At 67.8% G+C, this 25597-nt stretch carries 20 protein-coding genes; 15 read left to right on the forward strand and 5 right to left on the reverse strand.

Translation table 11 applies throughout. The features are described from left to right. On the forward strand, window positions 1-591 hold the full coding sequence (locus DWF00_RS00280) for an SCO family protein (protein WP_114828853.1): 591 nt from the start codon (window positions 1-3) through the stop codon (window positions 589-591). 9 nt (window positions 592-600) lie between these two features. Here the strand turns inward: DWF00_RS00280 and DWF00_RS00285 are convergent, their stop codons facing one another. Both DWF00_RS00285 and DWF00_RS00290 read right to left on the reverse strand, forming a co-directional pair. Further along, entirely contained in the window at window positions 601-2412 is a 1812-nt protein-coding gene (locus DWF00_RS00285) for a glycosyltransferase family 2 protein (protein ID WP_181832564.1), read from the reverse strand. 256 nt (window positions 2413-2668) lie between these two features. After that, the gene (locus tag DWF00_RS00290; protein ID WP_114828854.1) at window positions 2669-3565 is read right to left on the reverse strand and encodes an AraC family transcriptional regulator; all 897 of its coding nucleotides are present in this window, start codon (window positions 3563-3565) and stop codon (window positions 2669-2671) included. 250 nt (window positions 3566-3815) lie between these two features. Here DWF00_RS00290 and DWF00_RS00295 point away from each other — a divergent pair, with 250 nt between their 5' ends. From DWF00_RS00295 to DWF00_RS00320, 6 genes are all read left to right on the forward strand, one after another. Further along, window positions 3816-6017: a TonB-dependent siderophore receptor gene (locus DWF00_RS00295; protein WP_281270088.1), complete on the forward strand. Its 2202-nt coding sequence runs from the start codon at window positions 3816-3818 to the stop codon at window positions 6015-6017. A 292-nt stretch (window positions 6018-6309) separates the two neighbouring features. Further along, window positions 6310-7167 (forward strand): ABC transporter substrate-binding protein, encoded by an 858-nt coding sequence (locus tag DWF00_RS00300; RefSeq protein ID WP_114828540.1) that lies wholly within the window; start codon window positions 6310-6312, stop codon window positions 7165-7167. 10 nt (window positions 7168-7177) lie between these two features. Next, on the forward strand, window positions 7178-9142 hold the full coding sequence (fhuB, locus tag DWF00_RS00305; protein WP_245973684.1) for a Fe(3+)-hydroxamate ABC transporter permease FhuB: 1965 nt from the start codon (window positions 7178-7180) through the stop codon (window positions 9140-9142). Continuing rightward, window positions 9135-10211, forward strand: a complete 1077-nt coding sequence (locus DWF00_RS00310) for a siderophore-interacting protein (protein ID WP_114828542.1) — start codon at window positions 9135-9137, stop codon at window positions 10209-10211. Before fhuB ends, DWF00_RS00310 begins: the two co-directional genes overlap by 8 nt. 45 nt (window positions 10212-10256) lie before the next feature. Further along, window positions 10257-10478, forward strand: coding sequence for a hypothetical protein (locus DWF00_RS00315; RefSeq protein ID WP_114828543.1), 222 nt, complete (start codon window positions 10257-10259; stop codon window positions 10476-10478). Beyond that, the gene (locus DWF00_RS00320) at window positions 10475-11059 is read left to right on the forward strand and encodes a Fic/DOC family protein (RefSeq protein WP_114828544.1); all 585 of its coding nucleotides are present in this window, start codon (window positions 10475-10477) and stop codon (window positions 11057-11059) included. Before DWF00_RS00315 ends, DWF00_RS00320 begins: the two co-directional genes overlap by 4 nt. 47 nt (window positions 11060-11106) lie before the next feature. Here DWF00_RS00320 and DWF00_RS00325 read toward each other — a convergent pair whose 3' ends face one another. After that, a complete protein-coding gene (locus DWF00_RS00325) occupies window positions 11107-11691 on the reverse strand; it encodes a CAP domain-containing protein (RefSeq protein ID WP_114828545.1) in 585 nt (194 codons plus the stop codon). Window positions 11692-12074: 383 nt separating this feature from the next. Continuing rightward, a complete protein-coding gene (locus DWF00_RS00330) occupies window positions 12075-12971 on the reverse strand; it encodes a LysR family transcriptional regulator (RefSeq protein WP_114828546.1) in 897 nt (298 codons plus the stop codon). Window positions 12972-13160: 189 nt separating this feature from the next. Between DWF00_RS00330 and DWF00_RS00335 the strand changes: the two genes are divergently transcribed. Together DWF00_RS00335 and DWF00_RS00340 are read left to right on the forward strand one after the other, a co-directional pair. After that, window positions 13161-13847 (forward strand): gamma-glutamylcyclotransferase, encoded by a 687-nt coding sequence (locus DWF00_RS00335; protein ID WP_245973685.1) that lies wholly within the window; start codon window positions 13161-13163, stop codon window positions 13845-13847. A 150-nt stretch (window positions 13848-13997) separates the two neighbouring features. After that, complete coding sequence (locus DWF00_RS00340; protein ID WP_114828548.1) at window positions 13998-15578, forward strand: MFS transporter; 1581 nt, start codon at window positions 13998-14000, stop codon at window positions 15576-15578. A 244-nt stretch (window positions 15579-15822) separates the two neighbouring features. Here DWF00_RS00340 and bglX read toward each other — a convergent pair whose 3' ends face one another. Continuing rightward, window positions 15823-18114, reverse strand: a complete 2292-nt coding sequence (gene bglX, locus DWF00_RS00345; RefSeq protein WP_114828855.1) for a beta-glucosidase BglX — start codon at window positions 18112-18114, stop codon at window positions 15823-15825. A 311-nt stretch (window positions 18115-18425) separates the two neighbouring features. On the opposite strand from bglX, the gene DWF00_RS00350 reads away from it, so the two are divergent. The 6 genes from DWF00_RS00350 to DWF00_RS00375 all read left to right on the forward strand — a co-directional run bounded on the left by DWF00_RS00350 (window position 18426) and on the right by DWF00_RS00375 (window position 25595). Then, the gene (locus DWF00_RS00350; protein WP_342769070.1) at window positions 18426-20153 is read left to right on the forward strand and encodes a glucan biosynthesis protein G; all 1728 of its coding nucleotides are present in this window, start codon (window positions 18426-18428) and stop codon (window positions 20151-20153) included. Window positions 20154-20574: 421 nt separating this feature from the next. Continuing rightward, window positions 20575-21804, forward strand: coding sequence for an ABC transporter substrate-binding protein (locus tag DWF00_RS00355; protein ID WP_147283665.1), 1230 nt, complete (start codon window positions 20575-20577; stop codon window positions 21802-21804). Between the two features lie 88 nt (window positions 21805-21892). After that, window positions 21893-22777, forward strand: coding sequence for a carbohydrate ABC transporter permease (locus tag DWF00_RS00360; RefSeq protein WP_114828550.1), 885 nt, complete (start codon window positions 21893-21895; stop codon window positions 22775-22777). Further along, window positions 22774-23622, forward strand: a complete 849-nt coding sequence (locus tag DWF00_RS00365; RefSeq protein WP_114828551.1) for a carbohydrate ABC transporter permease — start codon at window positions 22774-22776, stop codon at window positions 23620-23622. The genes DWF00_RS00360 and DWF00_RS00365 overlap by 4 nt, the downstream gene beginning before the upstream one ends. Window positions 23623-23653: 31 nt before the next feature. Further along, entirely contained in the window at window positions 23654-24376 is a 723-nt protein-coding gene (locus tag DWF00_RS00370) for a ThuA domain-containing protein (protein WP_114828552.1), read from the forward strand. A gap of 10 nt (window positions 24377-24386) precedes the next feature. After that, a complete protein-coding gene (locus tag DWF00_RS00375; RefSeq protein WP_114828553.1) occupies window positions 24387-25595 on the forward strand; it encodes a Tm-1-like ATP-binding domain-containing protein in 1209 nt (402 codons plus the stop codon). Window positions 25596-25597 lie beyond the last annotated feature (2 nt).

Genomic DNA, 25597 nt, shown 5'->3' on the forward strand with positions numbered 1-25597 from the left:
ATCTTGAACCGCCGCCTCATCCTGCCCCTCGTCGTCTTCCTGATCGGCGCGCTGGCGCTCGCCGCCGCCGCGATCGTCACCTTCAGCCCACGCCAGCAGGGCCAGAGCCTGGCCTCCAGCGTCGGCGGGCCGTTCACGCTGACCACGGCCGAGGGCAAGAGCCTGAGCGACAAGGAGCTGCGCGGCGCGCCCTTCCTGGTCTTCTTCGGCTTCACGCATTGCCCCGACGTCTGCCCGACCACGCTGTTCTCGATCTCGGAGATGATGCGGGCGGCGGGGACCAAGGGCGAGAAGCTGCGGGCGCTGTTCGTCAGCGTCGATCCCGAGCGCGACACGCCCGACGTGATGAAGAGCTATCTCGGCAGCTTCGACCCGCGCATCGTCGGCCTGACCGGCAGCCAGGCCGATATCGACGCGACGGTGAAGGCCTACCGCGCCTACGCCAAGAAGGTGCCGCAGAAGGATGGCGACTACACGATGGACCATACCGCGCTGGTCTATCTGATGGACAAGAACGGCGGCTTCGTCGGCAGCTTCAACATCGAGCAGCCGCCGGCACAGGCGGCGGCGGAACTGCTCCGGCACCTTTGAGGCAGGATCTTAAGGCGTCCCGGAATAGCGCGAGGTCCGCGCCATGCCGTGCTCGGTCTTGTTCCAGCGAAACGGCGCGCGGGCATATTCGACCAGCGCCAGCCAGGACGCGACGGAGACCAGCGCGTAGTAGACCGGCAGCAGCGGCAGGTATTTCAGCAGGCCGAAGGCGCGGCGCCGGACGGCGCCGAGCGTTGGCGCGGCCAGCAGCGCGAGCGATCCCGACAGGGTGACGGCTCCCGCCATGACGGTCGCGACATCGCCGAAGCTTTTGCCTGCAGCGAAGAGCGAGCCGTCGAGGGCGGCGGCGGCCACCGCGACGGCGAAGGCGGGATAGAGCAGCGAACTGACCATGCCGCCGAGCGCCAATGCCAGAAATGCGCAGGTCGGGCCCCGGCCGGCCTCGCGCAGCAGCGCGAGGGGATCCCTGAGATGACTGATCAGGGTCTGGACATAGCCCTTGTTCCAACGGATGCGCTGCTTCAGCCAGCTCGAGAAGCTGTCCGGTGCCTCCTCCAGCGTGCGCGAGGGCAGGTCGTCCATGCGATAGCCGGCGCGCAGCAGGCGCAGGCCGATATCGGCATCCTCGGTGACGTTCCAGGCGTCCCAGCCGCCGACCTCTCGCAGTGCCGACGTGCGGAAATGGTTCGAGGTGCCGCCGAGCATGATCGGCAGGCGCAGACGCAGCAGGCCCGGATTCAGCACGTCGAACAGCCCGGCATATTCGAGCGCGAACAGCGACTGGAGCCAGCCGTCGCCGCCATTATCGATGACGAGCCGGGCCTGGAGGCAGGCGAGGTCCTTCGGAGAGCGCAGGAACTGCGCCGCGGCCAGCCGCAATTGCAAGGGATCGGGCACGTCCTCGGCATCGTAGATGGTGAAGATCTCGCCGCGCGCCTCCAGCAGCGCGAGGTTGAGCGCGCGCGGCTTGGTCTGCGGCCGCCCGCGCGGCACGACCATGACCGCGACATTGGGCGGCAGGTCGCACCTGGCGAGCGCCTGCCGCAAGCCATGGTCGTGCTCCTCGACCAGCAGGCGGATGTCGAGCTTGGCGGCCGGGTAATCGAGCGCCGCCAGGGCCTTTATCAGCTTCGGGAGAACCTTCTCCTCGCGGAAGAGCGGCACCGCCACGGTGTAGACCGGCAGCCGGCCATCATCGACCTGCCAGGGGATTCTGCGCCAGGCCTCGACGGGAGGCGGCTCGAACACCGCCGCCAGCCGCAGGAAGATCACGGCCAGGAAGAAGGGCCCGGCGAGCAGCATCATCAGAAGGATGGTCTCGAGCGGCGCGAGCGTTCCGAAGAAGGATGTCGGCCCGATGCAGCAGCCGGCCGTGACATATTGCCCCCGGCTTATCCCGGTGCGGGCGCTTTGCCGCTCCAAGCCGAGCCCGGCGATCCGGCTCGCCAGCACGCGGCTGTTGGCGCGGCGCAGGGCGGCGGCAAAGAGACTCGGCGTGGTGACGACGATGTCGTTGCGAAGGTGCGGGCCGCCGGCGAGCATCCGCCGCAGAGCCGGGCCGGTCGGCGCCAGGACGAGCCGAATGCCGCTTCCGGGCATTGCGACCGGCGCGATGCCTTGGCCCAGGATGGCGTTGAGGTCGCCGCCCGCCCGCAACGAAAGCTCGTCATCGCAGAACGGCAGGCCAAGCTCGGCCGCCAGCGCCCGATAGAAGGCCGTCTCTCCCACCAGCCCCGAGGCGATGGCCTCGCTCGCGGGATCGACGCCGATGCGCGCGGCGCGTGCGGCGATCCGTTGCAGCCGCGCCATGGAGACGCCGTGGCGGATCAGGAATGCGATCTCGTCGGGCAAACCCGGCAATGACCGGTCCCGCCCGAAGTGACTTGTCTGCCCTGGGACATCGATACGCAACGACATGCCCGCCCCGCGGCCGTCGTGCTTATGACGTTACGGCACCAACCCATGGTTGATGATTTCGGCCTACGAGTCGATAGGCTGAAAGTCGGAAAGGCTGGAACGTGCCGCGATGACGCAGCAACCTCTCCGCGTCATCCCGGAGCTCCGCTGCGCTCCGTCCGGGATGACGGCGTTTAATTCTGGCAGATCACGGCAGGCTCTAGATCAAAATATCCGAATTCTGGCGCAGGCGGCGCCAGGCGGCCGGCGTCTCGCCGACGACGCGGCGGAAGACGCGGGTGAAATGGGCCTGGTCGGAAAAGCCGGCCTCGACCGCGATCTCGGTGAGCGAGCGGTCGCCCTGCAGCAGCAAATCCTGCCCCCTGCGCACCCGCGCCTGCAACTGCCATTGATGCGGCGGCAGGCCGGTCGAAGCCTTGAAGGCATGGCTGAAATAGGATTGCGACAAGTCGACCATCTCAGCCAGTTCCTGCAGGCGGATGCTGCCGGCGCAATTGGCCTCGATATAGTCGGTGACGCGGCGCAGCTGCCATGAGGCGAGCGGAGTGCGCTTGCGCTCCGGCCGGCGGCCGAGCTTGAACAGGTCGATCAGCAGCGCCAGCGTCAGGCCGTCGCCATAGAGGTCGTGGCGGGCGTTGGGCTCGGCGCATTCGGTCGCGATCAGCCGGGCCAGCGTCAGCAGGCGCTCATCGCTGAACATGATGCGCGGCTCGGCCAGCCTTGCGGGGTCGAGCGGCTCGCCGAGGCGCTCGCCCACCTCCTTGGGGTCGAAATGCAGGTCGAGATGGCGGATGCGCAGCTTGCGCTCGGTGCGGCCCCAGACCGGCATCTTCGCTGGGAAATAGCTGAGCGAACCCGGCCTGTGCTGGCTGGAGATGGCGTGGCCGTTCGAGGCCAGCCGGGTCGTGAACTCGCCGCCGGTCTTGTCGAGCACGATGAACAGGCGCGGATGCTCGGAGACATACTCGCCGCGCGCGCCGGTGGCGCATTCCGCCTGCCAGAGATCGGCGATGACGCCGTTCCAGGAGCGCCATTTCAGATCGTCGAGCAGCGTGATGCCTTCGCGGATCGACCTCATGCGCGGCTGAAACGTCATCATCCGGCTCCTCGTCCGGGGCAGTGCAGAAGCGCCACGCCGGACAGAAATTGAAGAAATGCCTGCCCTCACGATAATCGAGTGGACAGGAACGTTCAACATGCAACAGGAATGAACAATCCCGGAAAGGACTGAACTGATATGCGCCAGATAAGATACTCGGGCGGCACGTGAGTAGAGCCAGTTTACAATGGTTCTCATGTGTAAAGAGCAGATCGTGGTGGGCGCAAAAATGTTTTATCCCGCGGCAATGAAATCTAGATTTATTCTTATCTCGACGGTTTCTCTCGTCGCCATGCTGCAACCATTAGCCTCGCGGGCCCAGCAGGCCGGCGATGCCCGCGCGATCCAGCTCGACCCTGTCGTGGTCACAGGTGAAGGCGAGGCCGCCGCCGGGCCGGTGAACGGCTATGTCGCCCAGCGCTCGGCCGCGGGCTCGAAGTCGAACACGCCGATCACGGCGATCCCGCAATCGGTCTCGGTGATCGGCCGCGAGGAGCTCGACGACCGCAAGGTGCTCAAGGTCGACGAAGCCCTGCGCTACACCTCGGGCGTCGCGACCCAGACCTTCGGGCCCGACCCGGACACCGACTGGTTCTTCATCCGCGGCTTCCAGGCGACGCAGACCGGCGTCTTCCTCGACGGGCTCTCGCTCTACTCCTACGGGTTCGGCGGCTTCCAGATCGACCCGTTCACGCTGGAGCGGGTCGAGGTGCTGAAGGGCCCGGCCTCGGTGCTCTATGGCGGCGCCAATCCCGGCGGCATCGTCAGCCTGGTCAGCAAGCGACCGAACGGCAGGACTTTCGGCTATGTCGAGGCCGGCATCAATAATTTCGGCAATGCCTATCTCGGGCTCGACCTCGGCGTCAGCGACAAGCAGGGCGTCTGGAGCACGCGCCTGACCGGGCGCATCGCCGGCGGCGACCAGTATACCGACGTCTCCAAGGATTTCCGCGGCACGCTCCTGCCGCAGATCACCTACCAGCCGACGGGCGCGACCAAGTTCACGCTCTACGGGCATTATTCGGCGCTGGACCAGGTCCATTCCGGCGGCGGCTTCCTGCCCTATGTCGGCACGGTGGTGAACGCCCCCTTCGGCAAGATCCGGCGCAAGGCCTTCCTGGGCGAGCCGGCGATCGACGACCAGGACCGGACGCAGGCGATGCTGGGCTACGAGTTCCAGCACGCGTTCAACGACTGGACCTTCTCGCAGAACGCGCGCTGGGGCCGGATGACCGGCTCGCAGCTCGGCCCCTACGGCTTCGGCTATTATGGTCCGGACGCGCAGTTCGGCGACCGCTTCCAGCCGCTCGGGCCGGACTACCAGATGTACCGCATCGGCTTCCAGGAGCGCACGGCGGTCAACAGCTTCACCATCGACAACCGGCTGGAGCGCGAGTTCAAGACCGGGCCGCTGAGCCACTCCTTCCTGGTCGGGCTCGACTACAAGTTCTTCGGCATCGACCACACCCAGGCCTCGGGCGGCGCGACGCCGATCAGCGTCACCAACCCGGCCTATGGCGCGCCGCAGGGGCTGCCCGGGGTCTATCTCAACCAGAACCTCAAGCATAACCAGGTCGGCATCTACGCGCAGGACCAGATCCGCTTCGGCGGAGGCTGGCTGGTGACGCTGAACGGCCGCTACGACTACGTCACCAAGAAGTCGGTCAGCCCGGCCGGGCTGCTGTTCTCGCCGAGCTATGACGACAAGGAGGCCTCGTTCAGCGGCCGGGCCGGCCTCGCCTACGAGTTCGCCAATGGGCTGACCCCCTATGTCAGCGCCGCGACCTTCTTCAACCCGGTCTTCGACGCCAACCCGAACCTGCTCGGCGGCGACGCCCAGCCGTTCCGGCCCGAGACCGGCCACCAGATCGAGGCCGGCCTGAAGTACAAGCCCGGCTTCATGGATGCGCTGGTCACGGCCTCCGTGTTCCAGATCGTCAAGGAGAACGTGCTCAACCCGAACCCGACGGTGACGAACCCGTTCGCGCAGCAGCAGCTCGGCGAGGTGACCTCGAAGGGCTTCGAGTTCGAGGCCAAGGCGAACGTCACCAAGGACCTCAAGCTGCTGGCGTCCTTCACCGCGCTCGACCTCGAGACGACCAAGGACACGCGGCCGGCCTATGTCGGCAGGACGCCGATGATCGTGCCGGAAATCACCGGCTCGCTCTGGGCCGACTACACCATCCCGGAGGGGATGTTCAAAGGCGTCAGCGTTGGTGCCGGCCTGCGCTATGTCGGCAAGTCCTGGGTCGACAACGAGAACACGCTGAAAGTGCCGGCCGCGACCCTGGTCGACGCCGCCATTCGCTACCAGCGCGACAATTGGGGGTTGGCCCTCAACGTCACCAACCTGTTCGACAAGGATTACGTGAAGAGCTGCCAGGGCATTTCCGGCTGCGGCTATGGCGACGCCCGCACCGTGACGGTCTCCGCGCACTACAAGTGGTAGGATCTGAAGAAGCTGAGGCCCTTCTTGGCCAGGGTGAGGCTACTCCCTTCCCCCTTGTGGGGAAGGGATGGGGATGGGGGGCGAATGACTGGGTGAGATGCGGCTTGTATGAGCGAAGCAAGCCACAACGAGAATAATCGCTCGGACTTTTCGCCCCCCACCCCAACCCTCCCCGCAAGGGGGGAGGGGCTTCGCGCGCCCGATCCCGTTACCGGATATATTGATCGGCCAGCCTCTCAAGATGAGGGCTCAGAAGAGGTTCCGAACACGCTTGCGTCTCACCCGCCGCCAGATGCTCGCCCTTGCCGGCGCAATCGCCCTGCCCGCGCCGGCGCGCGCTGCGGGCTTGCGCGTCGCGACGGTGGACTGGGCCGTGCTGGAGACTTTGCTCGCGCTCGGCGTCGTGCCGGTGGCGGCGACGGAGCTGCTGCAATTCCATGAGGTCGCGGTCGAGCCGGCGGTTCCCGCCTCTGTCACCGATCTCGGCCTGCGCGGCACCGTGAACTTCGAGCTGCTGCGGCTGACGCGGCCCGACCTGATCTTCTCGTCCAGCTTCTACGTCTCATCCGAGCCACGCATGCGCCTGATAGCGCCGGTGGAGAGCTTTGCGATCTATGCGCGCGGGCAGCCTCCGTTCGATGCCGCCGTCAGGATGACGCGCAGCATCGGCCAGCGGCTCGGCCTCGCCGAGGCCGCAGAGCGCTATATCGCCGAGACCGAGGCCGAGTTCGCTGGATTGCGTGAGCGGCTGAAGAGCCATGACGGCCGGGCGGTCATCCCGATCAATCTCGGCGACCCCAGGCACTTCCGCGTCTTCGGTGCCGACAGCATGTTCGGCGAAGTCTTAAGTCGGCTAAATCTCGCCAATGCCTGGACGGAGGCGACCAGCTATTCCGCCATGGCACCGGTCGGGCTGGAGGCACTGGCGCGCGTGCCGGAGGCCTGGATCGTGATGATCCCGCCGGTTCCGCCCGATGCCGAGCGCATCCTCGCCCGCAGCGCCTTCTGGAACGCGCTGCCGAACGTGCGCGCCGGACGCGTGCTCCGGCTGGGTTCGATCAACCCCTATGGCGCCTTGCCGGCGGCGCGGCGCTTCGCGCGGCTGCTGGTCGAGGCATTCGGCCATGCCGGAACGAAGCCTCTTGGCTAGCGCGCCGGCCATGCCGCGCGCCGCCCTCGGCTGGGCCGGGCTGGCGCTTCTCGCCGCCGTGCTCGCACTGGCGGTCGCGCTGACGCGCCCGCCGCTGCCGGGCGATCCCGCGGTCACGCAGGCGCTCGAGCAGATCCTGCTCTGGCAAAGCCTCGTCCCGCGCGCTGTGACCGCCCTGCTCGCCGGCGCGGCGCTCGGGCTTTCCGGTGCGCTGCTGCAGCAGGTGCTGCGCAACCCGATCGCGGATCCCTCGACGCTCGGCATCGCCTCGGGCGCGCAACTGGCGCTGACCATCGCCACGGCCTATGCGCCGGTGCTGATCGCCTTCTCTCGCGAGGCCGTCGCGCTCACCGGCGGGCTGGCCGCGGTCGGCATCATCCTCGGCCTGAGCTGGCGGCGAGGACTCGACCCGATCACGGTCGTGCTCTCCGGCATGGTGATCTCGCTGATCGCGGCGGCGCTCAGCGCGACCGTGATCCTCGCCAAGGGCGAATACGTGCTCTCGCTCTTCATCTGGGGGGCGGGATCGCTGAACCAGCAGAGCTGGGATGCGGTCATCGCGCTGGCGCCGCGGCTGGCGCTCGGCTTTGCCGCTGCGCTGCTGCTGTTGCGGCCGCTCGGCCTGCTCGGGCTCGACGACCGCAGCGCGCGCAGCCTCGGGCTCGCCCTGCATGGCGCGCGGCTGCTGGTGATCGCGGTCGCGGTCTGGCTCGCCGCCACGGTCACAGCCGAAATCGGCGTGATCGGCTTCGTCGGCCTCGCCGCGCCGGCGCTCGCCCGGATCGCGGGCGCGCGGACCCCGCGCCAGATCCTGCTCGCAGCCCCCGTGATCGGCGCGATCATCCTGTCGCTGACCGACAGCGCCGTGCAGTTGCTCGGCTCGGGCACGGCCGATCTCGCCCCGACCGGTGCCGCCACGGCCCTGCTAGGTGGGCCGCTATTGCTCTGGCTATTGCCGCGCGTGCGCATGGTGCACCGCGCCCAGGCCGGACTGCCGCCGTCCGCGCCGCATCGCGTGCGCCGGCCGCTGACAGCCGCCATTTGGCTTGCAGGCCTCGCGGTTCTGCTCGTCATCGTCGCGCTGACACTCGGGCGCGGCCCGGATGGTTGGGAGATCGCGACTGGCGCTGTGTTCAGCGACCTGCTGCCCTTCCGCGGCCCGCGCATCGTCGCTGCCGGCATGGCCGGCGCGATGCTGGGCGCGGCCGGAACGTTGATGCAGCGCCTGACCGGCAATCCGTTGGCCGGGCCGGAGGTGCTCGGCGTCAGCGCCGGCGGTGGCGTCGGGCTCGCGGTGACGCTCTTCCTCGTGCCGGTGCTGAACCCGCTCTACCTCGTGCTCGGCATCGCCCTCGGCTCGCTCGCGGTGCTGCTGGTCATGCTCGCGCTGGCGGCGCGCTCCGGCTTCGGGCCGGAACGACTGCTGCTCGCCGGTATCGCCATGGGCGCGCTCTGCATGGCCTTGATCTCGACCGTGCTCGCCCAGGGCGATCTCCGTGCTTACGTCCTGCTGGTCTGGATGTCCGGCTCGACCAACCGCGTCGGCGAGATCGAGGCTTGGACTGGCGTGATCGCGGCGGCCGTATTGATCGCTCCGCTGTTCCTGTTCTGGCGCTGGCTCGACATCCTGCCGCTCGGCGCCGGCAGCAGCCGCAGCCTCGGGCTGGGACTGACGCGTAGCCGGCTTACGCTGGCGACATTCGGCGCGTTGCTGACCGGCTTCGCCTCCTTCCTGATCGGCCCACTCAGCCTGATCGGGTTGATCGCGCCGCATCTCGCCCGCCTGACCGGCTTTGCGCGTGGGAACCACCAGTTGCTCGCCGCGGTGCTGATCGGCGGCGCCACGATGATCCTGGCCGACTGGCTCTCGCGCATCGCCGCCTTTCCCTACCAGGTCCCGGTCGGGCTCTTCGCCGCGCTGATCGGCGGGCCCTACCTGATCTGGCTCTTGAGCCGCGGAGACACGGATGGCTGAGGCGCAAATGCTGATCGCGACGACGCGGGTCGCGCTCGCCGATCCGCGCGGCCTGCACGACAAGCTCTGCGGGCATTTCGTCGAGCATGGCACGGTCAGCCGCAGCCACGGTAGCAGCCGGCTCGACGGGCCATTCGGCGCAGTGCTGATCTCGGAGGGCGTGGATGCACTCGATATCCGCGTCGAGGCGCCGAGCGAGGGCTATCTCTTCGTCGTGAAGTCCTCGGTGGCCGAACATCTGGTCGCATTCGCCGAGGGCGAGGCACCTGTCGTTGCCTGGAACGGCGATCGCGCGGCAGCGACCGAGATCCCCTATTTCCGCGCCATGACGGTGCGCGGCGCCCGCGACGTCACGCCGAAGATGCGCCGCGTCACGCTCGCCGGCGACATCGCGCATTTCGAGACGGGCGGCCTGCATGTCCGCGTGCTGATCCCGCCGAAGGGGCACGAGCCGCGCTGGCCAAGCGTTGGCAGGGACGGGCGCGTCGCCTGGCCAAAAGGCAGGGACGAGCTCGTTGCCCGCGTCTACACGATCCGCCGCCTCGACCGCGCCAGCGGCGAGCTCGCTATCGACGTCGTGCTGCATGAGGACTCGGCCGGTTCGGTCTGGGCCCGGACGGCGCAGGAGGGCGATCCCATCGGGTTGATGGGACCGGGTGGTGGCGAGATCGTCCCGGCCGACTGGTACCTGCTTTGCGGTGACGAGACCGCGCTTCCGGCCATCGCCCGCATCGCCGAGAGCCTCCCGACGACGGCGCGCGCAACGATCCTGCTCGAGATCGCCGATGCCGGTGAGGAGCAGCCGATCGCCTCAGCGGCGACGCTCGACCTGCGCTGGCTGCACCGCAACGGCGCCGAGCCGGGAACGACCGACCTGCTGGAGACGGCGATCCGAGCCGTGGACTGGCCGGCGGAGGGCGAGCCCTACGTGCTGGCCGGCTGCGAGCAGAAGGCGGCGCGCGCGATCCGCGGCTACCTGCGCAAGGAGCGAGGGTTGGCCAGGGAACGCCATCTCGTCGCCGCCTATTGGCGGCGCGGGCATGAGGGGGTGCTTCCGGAGCGGGACTGAGGTTGCATTCTGGCGCCCGGAAGCAAATCCGGCTAGAATGCCGATATGAGCAAGAAGCCGGCCCCTCAGCTCTCGCCAGACATGGAGATCGCCCGCGAGCGGCGGCTCGTCGCCATGCATTTGCAGGAGATCGAGGACAATCCGCTGGATACCGCAGACGTGGCCATGTTTGAGATGTTCGAGCGCGAAGGCTGGTCTCCCGACAAAAGGCGGAGCTACATCGCCGAACGCGCACTGGCGGCAGGCTTCATATCCGCCGCAGAATGAGCGGCGACACCGCCTACTGCTATCCGCCGGATTATAAAGTCCTCAAGAACAAGCTGGGCTTGCGGGACGAGCACGCGCTGGAGCGTTTCGAGCGGCGCTCGGTCGTCCAGCGTGCCGGCGAAGGCATTCCTGATGGTGACTTCGACCTCAACCACCTGCGAACGATCCATCGGCACCTGTTTCAGGATGTCTACGATTGGGCCGGCACCTTGCGCACGGTCGAGATTTCGAAGGGCGGCAACCAGTTCCAGTTTCTTCGCTACATCCGAACCGGTATGGCCGATGTCCACCGCCGGGTCGTCGCCAAGACCTATCTGAAAGGACTGACGCCGCGGGTCTTCGCCGAAAGTGCCGGAGAGATCATCGGCGACGTCAATTACGTGCATCCGTTTCGGGAAGGAAATGGCCGCACGCTTGCCCTCTACCTGGAACAACTCGCCTCAAATGCCGGTCATCCCATCGACCTCCGGCTCATTCGAAAAGATCATTGGATCGAAGCTTCGAAGGCGGCGCATGCCGGGAACCATGCGGTTTTTGGAGCTTGCATCCAGAATGCGATCCGATCGGAGCAAAAGGCGTAGAGGTCCAGGAGCCGAGCAGACTTATCTCTCCGATCGGATAGGAGCGCTCACCTCCTATCACCCGCGCCAACCGGCCCCAGCGGCGACATCAGCACGCCCGGCCCTTCGCTCCGCTTCTCCGGCTCGGCCGCAACGACCATCGCCCAGTAGGTCCGGTACTGCGTGCGCGGATCCTTGGCCAGCGCGATGCCGAAGCGGGTCGCCTGCGGCATCAGCAGGTTGGCATTGTGCTCCGACGAGCTGCGCCAACCGGCGAAGGCCTCCTCGGTCGAATAATAGCCGCCGCCGAGGTTCTCGCCGGCCCGCACCGTGTCGAGCCCGGCCGCCGCGACGCGCGAGAAGAAATTCCCGGCCGCATCATGCGACAGGTTGTTGCTTGCGGCCATCGCATCGGCCTGGCGCTGGGCCATCGCGGTCAGCAGCGGGTCGAGCCTGACAGGGCCGAGCCCACGGCCGGCGCGATAGGCGTTCAGCATCCTGATGGCGCCGGCAGGGTCGACGCGGACATTCGCGACCGACTGCAAGGTCTTCTCATTGATCGGCCCGGCGCGCCGCGGTTCGCCCGCACAGCCGGCGATGAGCAGGGCAACGCCCAGCGCGGCACCCCATGATCCGGTTCTGATGTTCAGCATATCGCCCTGGCTCGCCTCGATGGCGGCCCCTGTCGCCCAGGATGATGTCGCCTTTGAGGTCGCGGGCGCCCGGCCGTGCCCGGGCCTTCGGCGAGGGGTGGTCCCGAAGAGCGCTCGACGTGACGGCGGCAACAAAAGGCCCCACCGGCCGGAGGCCAGCGGGGCCAGTCTAGGGGAGAAACAAACGAATGAAGACAGTGCGGCGCTCAATGCGAGCACCCGCGCTACTCCATCGCATCGCTGCGATGCCCGAACCCTAGCCCGCGCGCATCCTTCATTTCAGTGATGCGCATCACATAGTTCGCGACCAGAGCATCGGCCCGAAAAGTGGCATGCGGTTTTCGGAAAAAGCCGATGCCAAATCAAGGCTGCAGCGCCGGCGTTCAGCGGAAGAACTCGGCGAGCTGATCCAGCACGACCCGCGTCTTCGGCGGCATGCGGCGTCCGACCGGGATCAAGGCATGGACCGGCGGCCCGTCGGCATCGGCCTCGGGCAGGACGTGCTGCAGCTCGCCGGAGACGACATGCGGATGTGCGACGCGGTCGAAGATCTGGGCGACGCCGAGACCCTTGATGGCCGCATCGATCAATGCGCGGCCGTCGCTCGTCACCAGGCCAGCCTTGGGGGCAATCTGGGTGGCGCGGCCGCCGTCGAGCACCGTCCAGGGCCGGAGCTGCCCCGAGCCGGAGCGGAAGACGATCGCCTCCTGGTTCCAGAGCTCCTTCACCGCTGCGATCGGCCCGCGCTGCGCCAGGTAGTCGGCTGAGGCGTAGAGTCCAAGGCGGAGGTCGCAGAGCTTGCGAACGGTCATGTCGCCGCTATCGGGCAAGGGGCCGACGCGCACGACGATGTCCCAGCCCTCGCCGACGGCGTCGGATTGCCGGTCGTTCAGCGCCAATTCCAGCGTGACCTGCGGATGGCGCGAGCGCACCAGCGCGAAGACCGGCAGCAGCAGCCGGCCGAAGCCGACCGGCACGTCGATCCTGACGCGCCCGACCGGCTCCTCGCGGCGGGCGGCGAGCGCGGCCTCGGCCTCGCTCAACCCGTCGAGTGCGGTGCGGGCGGCTTCGAGATAGGTCTCGCCCTCTTCCGTGAGGCGCACGGCGCGCGTGGTGCGCTGGAACAGGCGGATGCCGAGCCTGGCCTCCAGCCGCTGCACCGCCTTGCCGACATTCGACTTGCTGGTGCCGAGCTGCTCGGCCGCGCGAGTGAAGCTCGCATTCTGCGCCACCGCGATGAAGCTGGCGATATCCTCGATCGGCAACGCCCCGCGCGTCATCCCGCCCTCCCCGTTGGCGCTGGAACGCCCGCCTGCCGATGCCTAGCACGAGCTTGCGCAAATTGTCTCTTCATGGGCGACAGAGCATCGCCTCTCGCCTCATTTATCTCGCTTCGCGCTCAAGGCTCATTGCGGCCGGACGATTCCGCGCAGGCGAAATTTCACCGCGCCATGATACAGAGGCGAACCATGGACAAGCACTTCCTCACCCGCGAACTGATCGAGAGCGGCGGCATCGACGCCCTCGTCGCCCGCGACGCCCCGACCATGCGGGTCCTCAGCGAGGCCGAGCGCACCGCCTCGCTCAAGGCGACGCTCGCCGCCCGGCCGGCCGGCGACGCCTGGCTCTTCGGCTACGGCTCGCTGATCTGGAACCCGACCATCGACGCCGTCGAGCGGCGCACCGCCCGCATCATCGGCTGGCACCGCGCCTTCTGCCTGACGACGATGGTGGGGCGCGGCTCGGCCGCCAATCCCGGCCTGGTGCTCGGGCTGGACCAGGGCGGCGACTGCACCGGCGTCGCCTTCCGCCTCTGCGAGGAGAAGCTCGAAGCGGAGCTCGCCATCCTGTGGCGGCGGGAGATGCTGTCGGGCGCCTATATCCCGCGTTGGCTCGACCTGCTCGACGAGGCCGGCGAGCGCTTCGGCAGCGCCATCGCCTTCACCATCGACCCCGCCGGTCTGTATTATGCCGGCGGGCTCGAGCCCCCCGACGTCGTCCGGCGGCTCGCGACCGCCTCGGGAGCGCTGGGCAGCGCCGCCGACTACCTGTTCCAGACCTGCAAAGGGCTGCACGAGCACGGCATCCCCGACCCGGCGCTGGATCAGCTCGCCGCAAGCGTGCTGGCGGCGCAGGCCGCCGAGACCGGCAAGTAAGCACCTCATCGCGCCGATCGGCGACGCCGCATTGTCTCACTTCAGGCGACAGAGCGTCGCCTTGCCTCGTATTTATCGCCCCTGCCCGGCGAATTACCTCTCGCGCAGCGCCGCCGACCCGGCGGCCCTTCTCTCGAAGCGAGACCGCGCATGCATCCCCAACCAGAACCCGCCGGCCGCCTATCGGTCGCGTTCATCGTCTGCCTGGCGGCGCTGATCCTGCCGCTGAGCTTCTCCGGCGGCGCGGTGGCGACGCCGGCGATCGGCCGCGACCTCGGCGGCAGCGCCACCGCCCTGACCTGGATCACCAACGCCTTCATGCTGACCTTCGGCAGCCTGCTGATGACGGCGGGCGCGCTCGCCGACCAGTTCGGCCGCAAGCGCATCTTCATCGGCGGCGTCGCCCTCTTCGTGCTGTTCTCGGGGGCGTTGAGCTTCGCGCCCTCGCTCCTCGTCGTCGACCTGCTGCGCGCCGGCCAGGGCGTCGGCGCAGCCGCCGCCCTGGCCGGCGGATCGGCGGCGATGGCGCAGGAATTCGAAGGCCGCGCCCGGATCCGCGCCTTCAGCATGCTCGGCACGACCTTCGGCATCGGCCTCGCCTTCGGGCCGATCGTCGCCGGCGTGCTGATCGCGCAATTCGGCTGGCGCTCGATCTTCCTGACCAGCACACTGGTCGGCGCGGGCGCGCTCGTCCTCGGCATGCGGCGGCTGCGCGAGACGCGCGATCCCAACGCTGCCGGCCTGGACTGGCCGGGCGCGCTCAGCTTCACCGGCATGCTCTCGCTCTTCACCTTCGCCATCATCCAGGCGCCGGAAAGCGGCTGGACGAGCCCGCCGGTGCTCGGCCTGTTCACCGGCGCGGCGATCCTGCTGGCAAGCTTCATCCTGGTCGAGACACGGGTCGCGCGGCCGATGCTGGACCTCTCGCTCTTCCGCTACCCGCGCTTCGTCGGCGTCCAGGTGCTGCCGATCGCGACCTGCTACTCCTACGTGGTGCTGCTGATCCTGCTGCCGCTGCGCTTCATCGGCATCGAAGGCCTGAGCGAGATCGAAGCCGGCTGGCTGATGATGGCGCTGTCGGCCCCGATGGTGGTCGTGCCCGCGCTCGCCGCAGCCGGCACGCGCTGGCTTTCGGCCGGCGCGATCTCGGCGCTCGGCCTGCTGATCGCCGCCGCCGGCCTGCTCTGGCTCGGGCGGATCGGGCCGGGCGCGCCGCATGAGGCGATCGCGCCGATGCTGCTGATCGGGCTCGGCGCCGGCATGCCGTGGGGCCTGATGGACGGTCTCTCGGTCACCGTGGTGCCGAAGGACCGCGCCGGCATGGCCTCGGGCATCTTCAACACCACGAAGGTGGCGGGCGAGGGCGTGGCGCTCGCCATCGTCAGCGCCGGGCTGGCGCTGCTGAGCAGCACCGGCCTGCAGGGCCTCGCCAGTCAGGCGCGGACAGCTTCGCCGCAGCACTTGTCGGAAGCCGGGCTGCGCCTCGCCACCGGCGACCTGGCGCAGGCCGCGACGCTGCTGCCGGAGATCGGCCGCGCGCTGCTGGTTCAAAGCTATTTCGGCGCCTTCGAGACGCTGACCCACGCGCTCGCGGCGGTCACGATCCTCTCGGCGCTGATCATCTTCTGGTTCCTGAGCCGCGAGCGCTCCGAGGACCACGCTACCGGACAGGTCGCGGCATCGGCCGCAGAGCTTGAGCCAGTCGCGGCGGATTGCTCCGCCCAGGCTTGAAGTCAGGCTTGCGGAGCTGCGGCGGCGCGTTGGCCCAGCCAGCGCCCGCCGCAGAGACTGCCGGTCCGCAGCCACACGTCGTCAGGCCTGCGAGACAGCCCGATCAACGCGCCCTCGGCCTAGAGCCGGATGATTTCAGATGGAATCACGAAGCGATCCCATCTGAAATCTGAATCCGTCTCTCATCAAAGAGTTAGAGCATGATGTCGTCCGAAAACCGGGGCCCACTTTTCGGCATCATGCTCTAGGCGAGCTCGAAGCTCTGCTCCAGGACGTCGCGGGAATCGAGGCCGAGCTGCACGTCGAAGCGCCCGCTCTCGAGCACTTCGCGCAGCTCGGCATTGACGAATTTGAGCTGGTCCTCGCCGATCTCGAAGCGCACGACGCGGCTCTCGCCAGGCTTCAGCGCCACCTTCTGGAAGCCTTTCAGCTCCTTTACCGGTCGCGCCACGGAGGCAAAGCTGTCGGAGATGTAGAGCTGCACCACGTTCGCGCCCTCATAGGGGCCTTCGTTGGCCAGCGTCGCCTCGGCGGTCAGGCTCTGGCCGCGCGAGATCCGGGACGCCGAGAGCTTCAGGCCCGACAGGGTGAAGCGGCTGTAGCTCAGCCCGAAGCCGAAGGGATAGAGCGGCCCGTTCGGCTCCTCGAAATATTGCGAGGTGTAGTTGCCGGGCTTGCCCTCCGTGAGCGGGCGCCCGATGCGCAGGTGGTTGTAGTAGATCGGGATCTGGCCGACCGAGCGCGGGAAGCTGATCGGCAGCTTGGCCGAAGGGTTGTGGTCGCCGAACAGCACGTCGGCGATGGCGTTGCCGCCCTCGGTGCCGGCGTACCAGGTCTCCAGCAGCGCGTCGGCGTTGTCCTTCTCCCAGCCGATGGCCAGCGGCCTGCCGTTCATCAGCACGACGACCAGCGGCTTGCCGGTCGCCTTGAGGGCCTTGAGCAGCGCGCGCTGCGAGCCGGGCAGGTCGAGGCTGACGCGGCTCGATGATTCATGCGACATGCCGCGCGATTCGCCGACGGCCGCGATCACGACGTCGGCCTGCGCGGCCAGGGCCACGGCCTCCGCGATCATCGCCTCGGGGCTGCGCGGGTCCTGGATGACCTCGGGCGTGTCCCAATTCAGGTAGTTGAGATACTCGACGACCTTGGCATCGTCGGTGACGTTGGCGCCGCGCGCGGTGAGCAGGCGCGCCTTGCCCGCAACCGCCTTCTCGATCCCCGCGCGCAGCGTGACTGCGAGCCCGGCCACGCCCTGGGCCGACCAGCTGCCCAGGATGTCGAGCCCGGAATCGGCCAGCGGCCCGACCAGCGCGATGGTCCCGGCCTTCTTCAGGGGCAAGGTCCGGTTGCGGTTCTCCAGCAGCACGATGGTTTCGCGGGCGATTTCGCGCGCCGGCTGGCGGTGGAGGCGGCTGTCGACCTTCTCGTCGACCGGATCGTCGGCGGGCTTGCCCATGCGCAGGAAGGGATCGGCGAAGAGGCCGAGATCGTATTTCACGCCCAGCACCTCGCGCACGCGGGCGTCGAGCTCGGCCATCGCGATCTCGCCCGAGGCAACGAGGCCGGGCAGCTCGGCCAGATAGATCTGGTCGGCCATGCTCAGGTCGATGCCGGCCTTGATGGCGAGCTTGGCGGCCTCGCGCGCGTTACTCGCCACGCCATGCTTCAGCAGCTCGGCGATCGCGCCGTGGTCGCTGATCGTCACGCCGCTGAAGCCCCATTCCTTGCGCAGCAGGTCCTGAAGCAGCCAGGTGTTGCCGGTCGCCGGCACGCCGTTGATGGAGTTGAGCGCGACCATGACGCCGCCCGCGCCGGCCTCGATCGCGGCGCGATAGGGCGGAAGATAGGTCTGATGCATGCGCATCGGGCTCATGTCGACCGTGTTGTAGTCGCGCCCGCCCTCGACCGCGCCGTAGAGCGCGAAATGCTTGACCGCGGCCATGATGCTGTCGGGCCGGTCGACGGAAGGGCCCTGGAAGCCGCGCACGCTGGCGCGCGCCGATTCGGAGACGAGATAGGGGTCTTCCCCGAAGCCTTCCGAGGTGCGGCCCCAGCGCGGGTCATGGCTGATGTCGACCATGGGCGCGAAGGTCATGTCCACGCCGTCGGCGCAGGCCTCGACAGCCGAGACGCGGGCCATGCGTTCGATCGCCGCCATGTCGAAGCTCGCCGCGAGGCCGAGCGGAATCGGGAAGGTTGTGCGATGGCCGTGCACGACGTCATAGGCGAAGAAGAGCGGGATCTTCAGCCGGCTGCGCTGGACGGCGGCCTCCTGCAGCGGCCGGTTGTCGCGCCGGATGACGGTGTTGAAGGAGGCGCCGATGCGCCCGGCCGCGATCTCCTCCGACAATTGGGCGTGCGTCATCTCCGGGCCGATGCTGATCAGGCGCAGCTGGCCGACCTTCTCCTCGACGGTCATGCGCGAGATCAGGTCGTCGATGAAGGCCTTCTTCGCGCCCGGATCGGCCTTCTTGACGCCCAACCCGACCGGCGTCTGGGCTTGCGCCGGCCCCGTCGTGGCCAGGTTCGCGGCCATTCCCGCCGCCCAGGCGACCGAGGCGATGGCGCCGAGGGCCTGGCGCCGGGACAGGCCGTCCCCGGTTGCGTCCGTGCGGGAGTCGGCCCCTCGTCCGTCGACGACTGGCACACCGTTTGCTTTGTCCATGCTGGGTTTGTTCACTTCGATTGGGGTCGCCGGAGGCGGCGCGGGTGCAGGTCGAGGTGTTTGGCGCTCATTCCTTGACCCTTGTCTCGATGATAGGCATTTGTGCTCGTGCGCGCCGTCGCCAACGCAGGACGGGCGCGCCGCCCTGCCGTTCGAGCCTTTTTAGAGGAGCTTCTGTGAACTTGTCGACCCGTTCCGCGGCAGGGCTCTGCGATCAGGCCCGGCGCATTCCGGCCTGGCGTAGATTGGCTTCGGTTTGGTGCCGTTTGGCTCGGCGCAAGCCGGATTCGGCGCGCCTTCGCCCGGCTTTGGGCTGGCTGGCCGCCGGCGTCTTCGCGCTCGGCACGTCGGCGTTCGCGCAGGATCGGCCGACCGGCTTCGGGCTGGAGGAGGTGACGGCCAGGGCGAAGGCGCTGGCGGATGCGCCCTACGCCGCCCCGGTCAGCAACCTGCCCGACGTCTTCAGCAGGATGCAGTTCTCCGACTATCTGAAGCTGCAGCCCCGGCGCGACCGGTTCGCATGGGTGGAGCTCGACACGCCCTTTCAACTGGCTTTCTACCATCAGGGGATGCAGTTCAACACGCCGGTGAAGATCAACGAGATCGTCGACGGCGCCGTGCAGGAGATCCGCTACGATCCGGACCGCTTTGATTTCGGCGACCTGCGCTTCGACCGCAACCAGACCAGCAAACTCGGCTGGGCGGGGTTCCGGGTGACGTATCCGATCAACCAGCCCGGCAAGAACGACGAGATCATGAGCGTGCTGGGCGCGAGCTATTTCCGCGTCATCGGCAAGGGCCAGATCTACGGCCTGTCGGGGCGCGGGCTGGCCCTCGACACCGGCCTGCCGATCGCCGAGGAGTTTCCCGCCTTCCGCGAATTCTGGATTCGCCGCCCCGCGCCGCAGGACCGGTCGGTGACCTTCTATGCCCTGCTCGATTCGCCGCGCGCGTCGGGCGCCTACGAGTTCACCCTGACGCCCGGCGCTGAGACGCTGCTCGGCGTCAAGGCGCGCGTCTTCCTGCGTGCGGGCGCTACGCCGGCGGCGCTCGGCGTCGCGCCCTTGACCAGCATGTTCCTCTTCGGCCCCAACCAGCCCTCGCCGACCTATAACTTCCGCCCCGCGATCCATGACTCCAACGGGCTTGCGATCCACACGGGCAGTGGCGAATGGCTCTGGCGCCCCCTCAACAACCCTTCCATGGTGGCGACCAGCAACTTCGCGGCGGAGAATCCGAAGGGCTTCGGCCTGCTCCAGCGCGGCCGGGCCTTTTCGCGCTACGAGGATCTGAAGGACCGCTACGATCTGCGCCCCAGCGCCTGGATCGAGCCGACCAACGACTGGGGCAAGGGCCATGTGCGCCTCGTCGAGATCCCCACGGCCGACGAAACCAACGACAACATCGTCGCCTTCTGGGCGCCGGACACGCTGCCGCCGCCCGGCCAGGCCATGCAGTTCGACTACCGCGTCCGCTGGACCATGGACGAGCCCGATATCCTGAAGGACGGCCTGTCCTACGTCTGGCAGACCATGCGCAGCACGGGCGAGGTCTATCAGTCCAACCTGATCCGCGCCTATGACGGCACGCTCGCCTTCCTGGTCGATTTCAAGGGCCCCTCGCTAGGCGATCTCGCGCCCGATGCGCCGGTCGCCGCGCGCGTCAGCGCCAACGACAATGTCGAGATCGTCGGAACGGAGCTTCAGCCCAACCCCGCCATCAAGGGCTGGCGCCTGACCTATCGGGTCAAGGTCAAGGATTCGACCGAGGCCTCCGAGCTGCGTGCTGCGCTGGAGCTGGGCGGACGCACGCTCACCGAAACCTGGAGCTTCCAGCTCCCGCCCTTGCCGGCCGCCAGGTCCGCCAAGGACAGAGAGCGCTATCTCAACCTCTTCAAGGCGATCGAGTAGCACGGCCGCCGGAGCCGTGCGCTCCGGTGGCGCAAACTCATGGACCGAGGCGGAATGCGCCTGGTGTCCGGGCGCGGTGATCAAGGTTTACGGAACAGCGGCTTCGGCAACGGGCCGTCCCGTTGCCGGGACGGCTCGAGCTGCGCCCGCCGCAGTTGCGGGGGGAGGTCGACGCCGGAATGGCACTCGCCCGCCTCGTCAAACTCGCTCCTGCGCTTGTGGTGCGGCTGTCCGGCCGGCACTCCCGTGATCATGGGAGCAGGCGACGGGCGCGCGCCGGCCGATTGAACGCGACGACGAGGGGCTCGCTCGTTGCCCAGTTTTACACATTGGCGAGGGTCGACAGGATTGCGCCTGCGGACCCTGCTCGGCGAAGTCGTCCCAAGAGCGAAAATCAGAAAAGCTCTCCAGGGAGGATATCGTGCTGACAAGGTCAGGATTACTCGCGGCTGCGATCCTATGCGCCCTTACCGGCTCGGCAATCGCCCAGCCGAAGACGATCAGCCTGTGGCACCCGTTCACGCTTGAGACCGACATGATCTATGGCGGCATCAAGGCCTTCAACGAGTCGCATAGCGAATACCGCATCGACCCGCGCATCGTGCCCGGGCCGCAAATGGATTCCGAGCTGATCAAGGCGATCGCCAGCGGCTCGGTGCCGGATCTGGTGACGCTCGACAACCCGGTCGTCGCCAGCTTCTCGGCGCAGGGCACGCTGACCGACCTGACCGAGCGCGTCGGGAAGTCGACGACCGTCAAGCCGGACCTCTACTTCAAGGGCCCCTGGGCCTCCGGCCTCTGGAAGCAGCGCATCTTCGCCGTGCCGCGCGACGCCAACACCCTGGCGCTCTGCTACAACGCCGACATGTTCAAGGCGAAGGGGCTCGATCCCGACAAGCCGCCGAAGACCTGGACCGAGCTGCTCGCCGCCGCCAAGGCGCTGAAGGACCCGGCCAAGAACGTCTACGGCTTCGGCTTCAGCGCCGTGCAGGCCGACGAGGGCGTGTTCCAGTTCCTGCCCTTCCTGCACCAGGCCGGCGGCGCGGTCGACAAGCTCGATGCGCCGGAGGCGACCGAGGCGCTCGAGTTCTGGGCCGGGATGGTCAAGGACGGCATCGCCTCGCGCGACGTCATCAACCAGCGCCAGTATGAGGTCACCAACACCTTCATGGCCGGCAATGCCGCGATGGTGATGTGCGGGCCGTGGGAGCTGCCGCGCCTGCAGAAGGAGGCGAAGTTCGAGTGGCGCCTCGCGCTGCTGCCGGTCAAGGCCGGCAAGGACATCGCCGCCTCCGCGCTCGGCGGCTATGACTGGGTCGTGCCCAAGGGCGCCAAGCAGGTCGACGGCGCCTTCCGCTTCATCGAGTTCATGTCGGACCCGAAGATCCTGAACGAGGGCTGGAAGACCGGGCGGCTAGCGCCGCGCACCGACGTCACCGTCTCCGACCCGCTCTGGCCGCAAGCCTACGGCATCTACCGTAAGCAGCTCGAGAGCGCCCGGGCGCGGGGTCCGCACCCGCAATGGCCGGAAATCTCGCGCGCGATCCAGATCGCGATGCAGGAGGCGGTGACCGGCACCAAGCCGGCCGCGGCCGCGCTCGCCGACGCGGCGCGGAAGATCAAGCCGATCCTGGCCAAGACGCCGTTGTGATCTGACGCGAACGGGGAGCGGCCCACCCGCCGCTCCTGCCTGCTCAAGCCTTCTGCCTGCCCAAGCCGAATTCGGAGCGAAAAAGGATATGCCGGGATCACCCTCAGCGCTGCTCTATGTCTTCCTGGCGCTCCCGATCCTCTATCTCATCGGCTTCGTCGGCTTCCCGATCGCCTACAACCTGATGATGAGCGTGCAGGAGGTGAATCTCGGCAATATCACCGAGTTCATCCGGCCCTTCGTCGGGCTCGACAACTACCGCACCGTCCTGGCCGACGAGTCGTTCCAGAAGGTGCTGGTCAACACCTTGCTCTTCGTCGGCTGCAATGTCGTAGCCCAGGTCGGGATCGGGCTCGGCGTCGCCCTGTTCTTCGCCCAGGATTTCCCGGGAGCGGGCTTCATGCGCGGCCTCCTGCTCTGCTCCTGGATGCTGCCGGCGCTGGTCGTCGGTGCCCTGTGGAAATGGATCTTCGCCACCGAATACGGCGTCGCCAACTACGTGCTCTCGGCCCTGCACCTGGTCGGCTCGCCGATCCACTGGCTCTCGGACCCGACGGTGGCGCTGACCTCGGTGACATTAGCCAATATCTGGTTCGGCATGCCCTTCAGCATGATCCTGATCGCGGCGGCGCTCACCGCGATCCCGAAGGAGCATTACGAGGCCGCCTCGCTCGACGGCGCCGGCAGCGCGGCGCGCTTCTGGTACATCACCTTGCCGGCGCTCAAGCCCGCGCTGCTCGCCGTCGCCTGCCTGGTGACGATCTACACGATGCGCGCCTTCGACCTGATCTTCGCGATGACGCAGGGCGGGCCGCTCGACGCCTCCAACGTGCTGCCGCTGCTCTCCTACCAGTTCTCGTTCAAGCAGTTCGACTTTGGCGTGGGCTCGGCTATGGGCTCCTTCGCCTTCCTGATCGTCTTCGGCGTGGCGCTGCTCTACGTCCGCACGCTGAAGCAGGAGACGGCGTCATGAGCGTCAGGCTCCGCCAGCTCGGCGTGCTGCCCTTCGGCGGCTGGCCGGCTACGGCCGTCGCCATCATCGGCGTCTGCATCTACCTGTTCCCGATCTACTGGATGCTGATCTCCGGCCTGAAGGACTCGGCCGAGATCTTCGCCAACCCGCCGACCTTCGTGCCGCGGGCGCCCTCGCTCGCCGCGTTCGAATACGTCTTCGTGCGCGAGAACGTGCTGCGCTACCTGCGCAACAGCCTGACCATCGCGATCCCGGTCACGCTGCTGACGCTCGTGCTCGGCTCGATGGGCGCCTATGCGATGAGCCGGCTGCGCAATCGCCTGGTCGATGTCGCGATCGTCGTCGTGCTGCTGCTCCAGGTTTTCCCGGAGGCGCTGCTGGCGACGCCGATGTTCATCATCTTCCGTTCGATCGACCTGCTCAACACCTTCGCCGCCGTCATCCTGGCGACGACCTCGAAGACGCTCGCCTTTGCCTTGGTGATCCTGCGGCCGATGTTCCGGCAGGTGCCGTTCGAGCTGGAGGAGGCCTCCTTCGTCGATGGCTGCACCAGGCTGCAGACCTTCCGGCTGGTCGTGCTGCCCTTGATGAAGGTGCCGCTGATCGTCGTCGGCACGCTCTGCTTCGTCCAGGCCTATGGCCAGTTCGTCTACGGGCTCACTCTGCTCAGCCAGCAGGAGCTGCAGCCGGCGACGGTCGGCATCTACAGCTTCGTCGGCGCCGAATATGCCGACTGGCACCGGGTCATGGCCTTCTCCTCGATCTTCGTGCTGCCGATCCTGGTGATCTTTTTGGCCATGCAGCGGCGCATCGTCTCCGGGCTGACCGCGGGGGCGCTGAAATGATCCAGATATCTGTCTTTTGGAGGCTCCAGCGATGCGCGTGACGGTGTGGAACGAGTTCCGGCACGAGAAATCGAACCCGGTGGTGTCCGGCATCTATCCGGACGGCATCCATGGCGCGATCGCGACCGGGCTCACCGAGAATGGCCTCGATCAGATCACGACCGCGACGCTGGATGAGCCCGAGCAGGGGCTTTCCGCCAAGCGCCTGGCCGAGACCGACGTACTGGTCTGGTGGGGCCATCGCCACCATGACGAGGTCTCGGATGAACTGGCGGCGGCGGTCGCCGAGCGCGTCAATGCCGGGATGGGCCTCGTCGTGCTGCATTCCGGGCATTTCTCAAAAGTGTTCAAGCGGCTGATGGGCACGCCCTGCACCTTGCGTTGGCGCGCCGAGGGCGAGCTGGAGCGGCTCTGGGTGGTCGATCCCGCCCATCCGGTCGCTGCCGGCATCCCGCCCTTCTTCGAGTTGGAGCGCGAGGAGATGTATGGCGAGCCGTTCGAGGTGCCGCCGCCGGACGAGCTCGTCTTCCTGAGCTGGTTCAAGGGCGGCGAGGCCTTTCGCAGCGGCTGCGGCTATCGGCGCGGGCGCGGGCGGATCTTCTACTTCCGGCCCGGCCACGAGACCTTTCCGACCTATCACGACGCGACGATCCGCAAGGTCATCGCCAATGCCGTGCGCTGGGCGGCGCCGACGCTGATCGAGGCCGAGCCCTTCCAGAACCGGCGCATCATGCCGCCGCTCGAGCCGATCTGAGGGCGGCGCGATGGGCAAGCGCATCTACGTCGCCGGGACGCTCGACACCAAGAGCGCCGAACTGGCCTATGCCCGCGACGCCATCCAGGCCATGGGCGAGCAGGCGGTGATCGTCGATCTCTCGACGCAGCCGCATGGCCATGCCGCCGATATCAGCGCTGCCGAGGTTGCGGCGCACCATCCAGGTGGCGCCCAGGCTGTCTTTACGGGCGACCGTGGCACCGCGATCACGGCAATGACCGAGGCCTTCGCCCGCTTCCTGCCATCGCGGGACGATGTCGGCGGCGTGCTCGGGCTCGGCGGTTCGGGCGGTACGGCACTGGTTGCGCCGGCGTTTCGGGCGCTGCCGGTGGGAACGCCGAAGCTGCTGGTTTCGACCGTCGCCTCGGGCAACGTCGCCGGCTATGTCGGGCCGACCGACATCGCGATGATGTATTCGGTCACCGACATCGCTGGTCTCAACCGGATCTCGCGGCTGGTCATCGCCAATGCCGCTCATGCCGTGGCGGGCATGGTGAAGGGCGCCGCGACGATCGCGCCATCCGCCGGGGACAAGCTCTCGATCGGCCTCACCATGTTCGGCGTCACCACGCCCTGCGTGAACCAGATGGTGGCAAATCTCTCCGATGACTTCGAGTGCTTCGTCTTCCACGCCACCGGCACGGGCGGACAATCGCTGGAGAAGCTGGTCGATTCCGGCCTGATCCATGCTGCGATCGATGCGACCACGACCGAGCTCTGCGACCTGCTGATGGGCGGTATCTTCCCCTGCACGGAGGATCGTCTCGGCGCCTTCGCCCGCACCGGCACGCCCTATGTCGGCAGCTGCGGGGCGCTCGACATGGTCAATTTCGGGCCGCCGGAGACCGTGCCGCAGCGCTATGCCGGCCGGCTGTTTTATCGCCACAACCCGCAGGTGACGCTGATGCGCACCACCCTGGAGGAGAACGCCCGCATGGGCGCGTGGCTTGGCGAGCGACTCAATCGCTGCAATGGCCCGGTGCGCTTCCTGATCCCCGAAGGCGGCGTCTCGCTGCTCGACATGCCGGGTCAGGCTTTCCACGATCCCGCCGCTGATGCGGCCTTGTTCGACGCGCTCGAACGCACGCTGAAACCGGGGCCGCGCCGCAAGCTGCTGCGCCTGCCCTACGCCATCAACGACCCTGCATTCGCCGACGCGCTCGTCGCCCAGATGCATGAAGCCCTAGCAGAGGCCTGAGC

Origin of the sequence: Allobosea caraganae, assembly GCF_003351345.1 — a bacterium.
In the GTDB taxonomy this organism is placed as follows: domain Bacteria; phylum Pseudomonadota; class Alphaproteobacteria; order Rhizobiales; family Beijerinckiaceae; genus Allobosea; species Allobosea caraganae.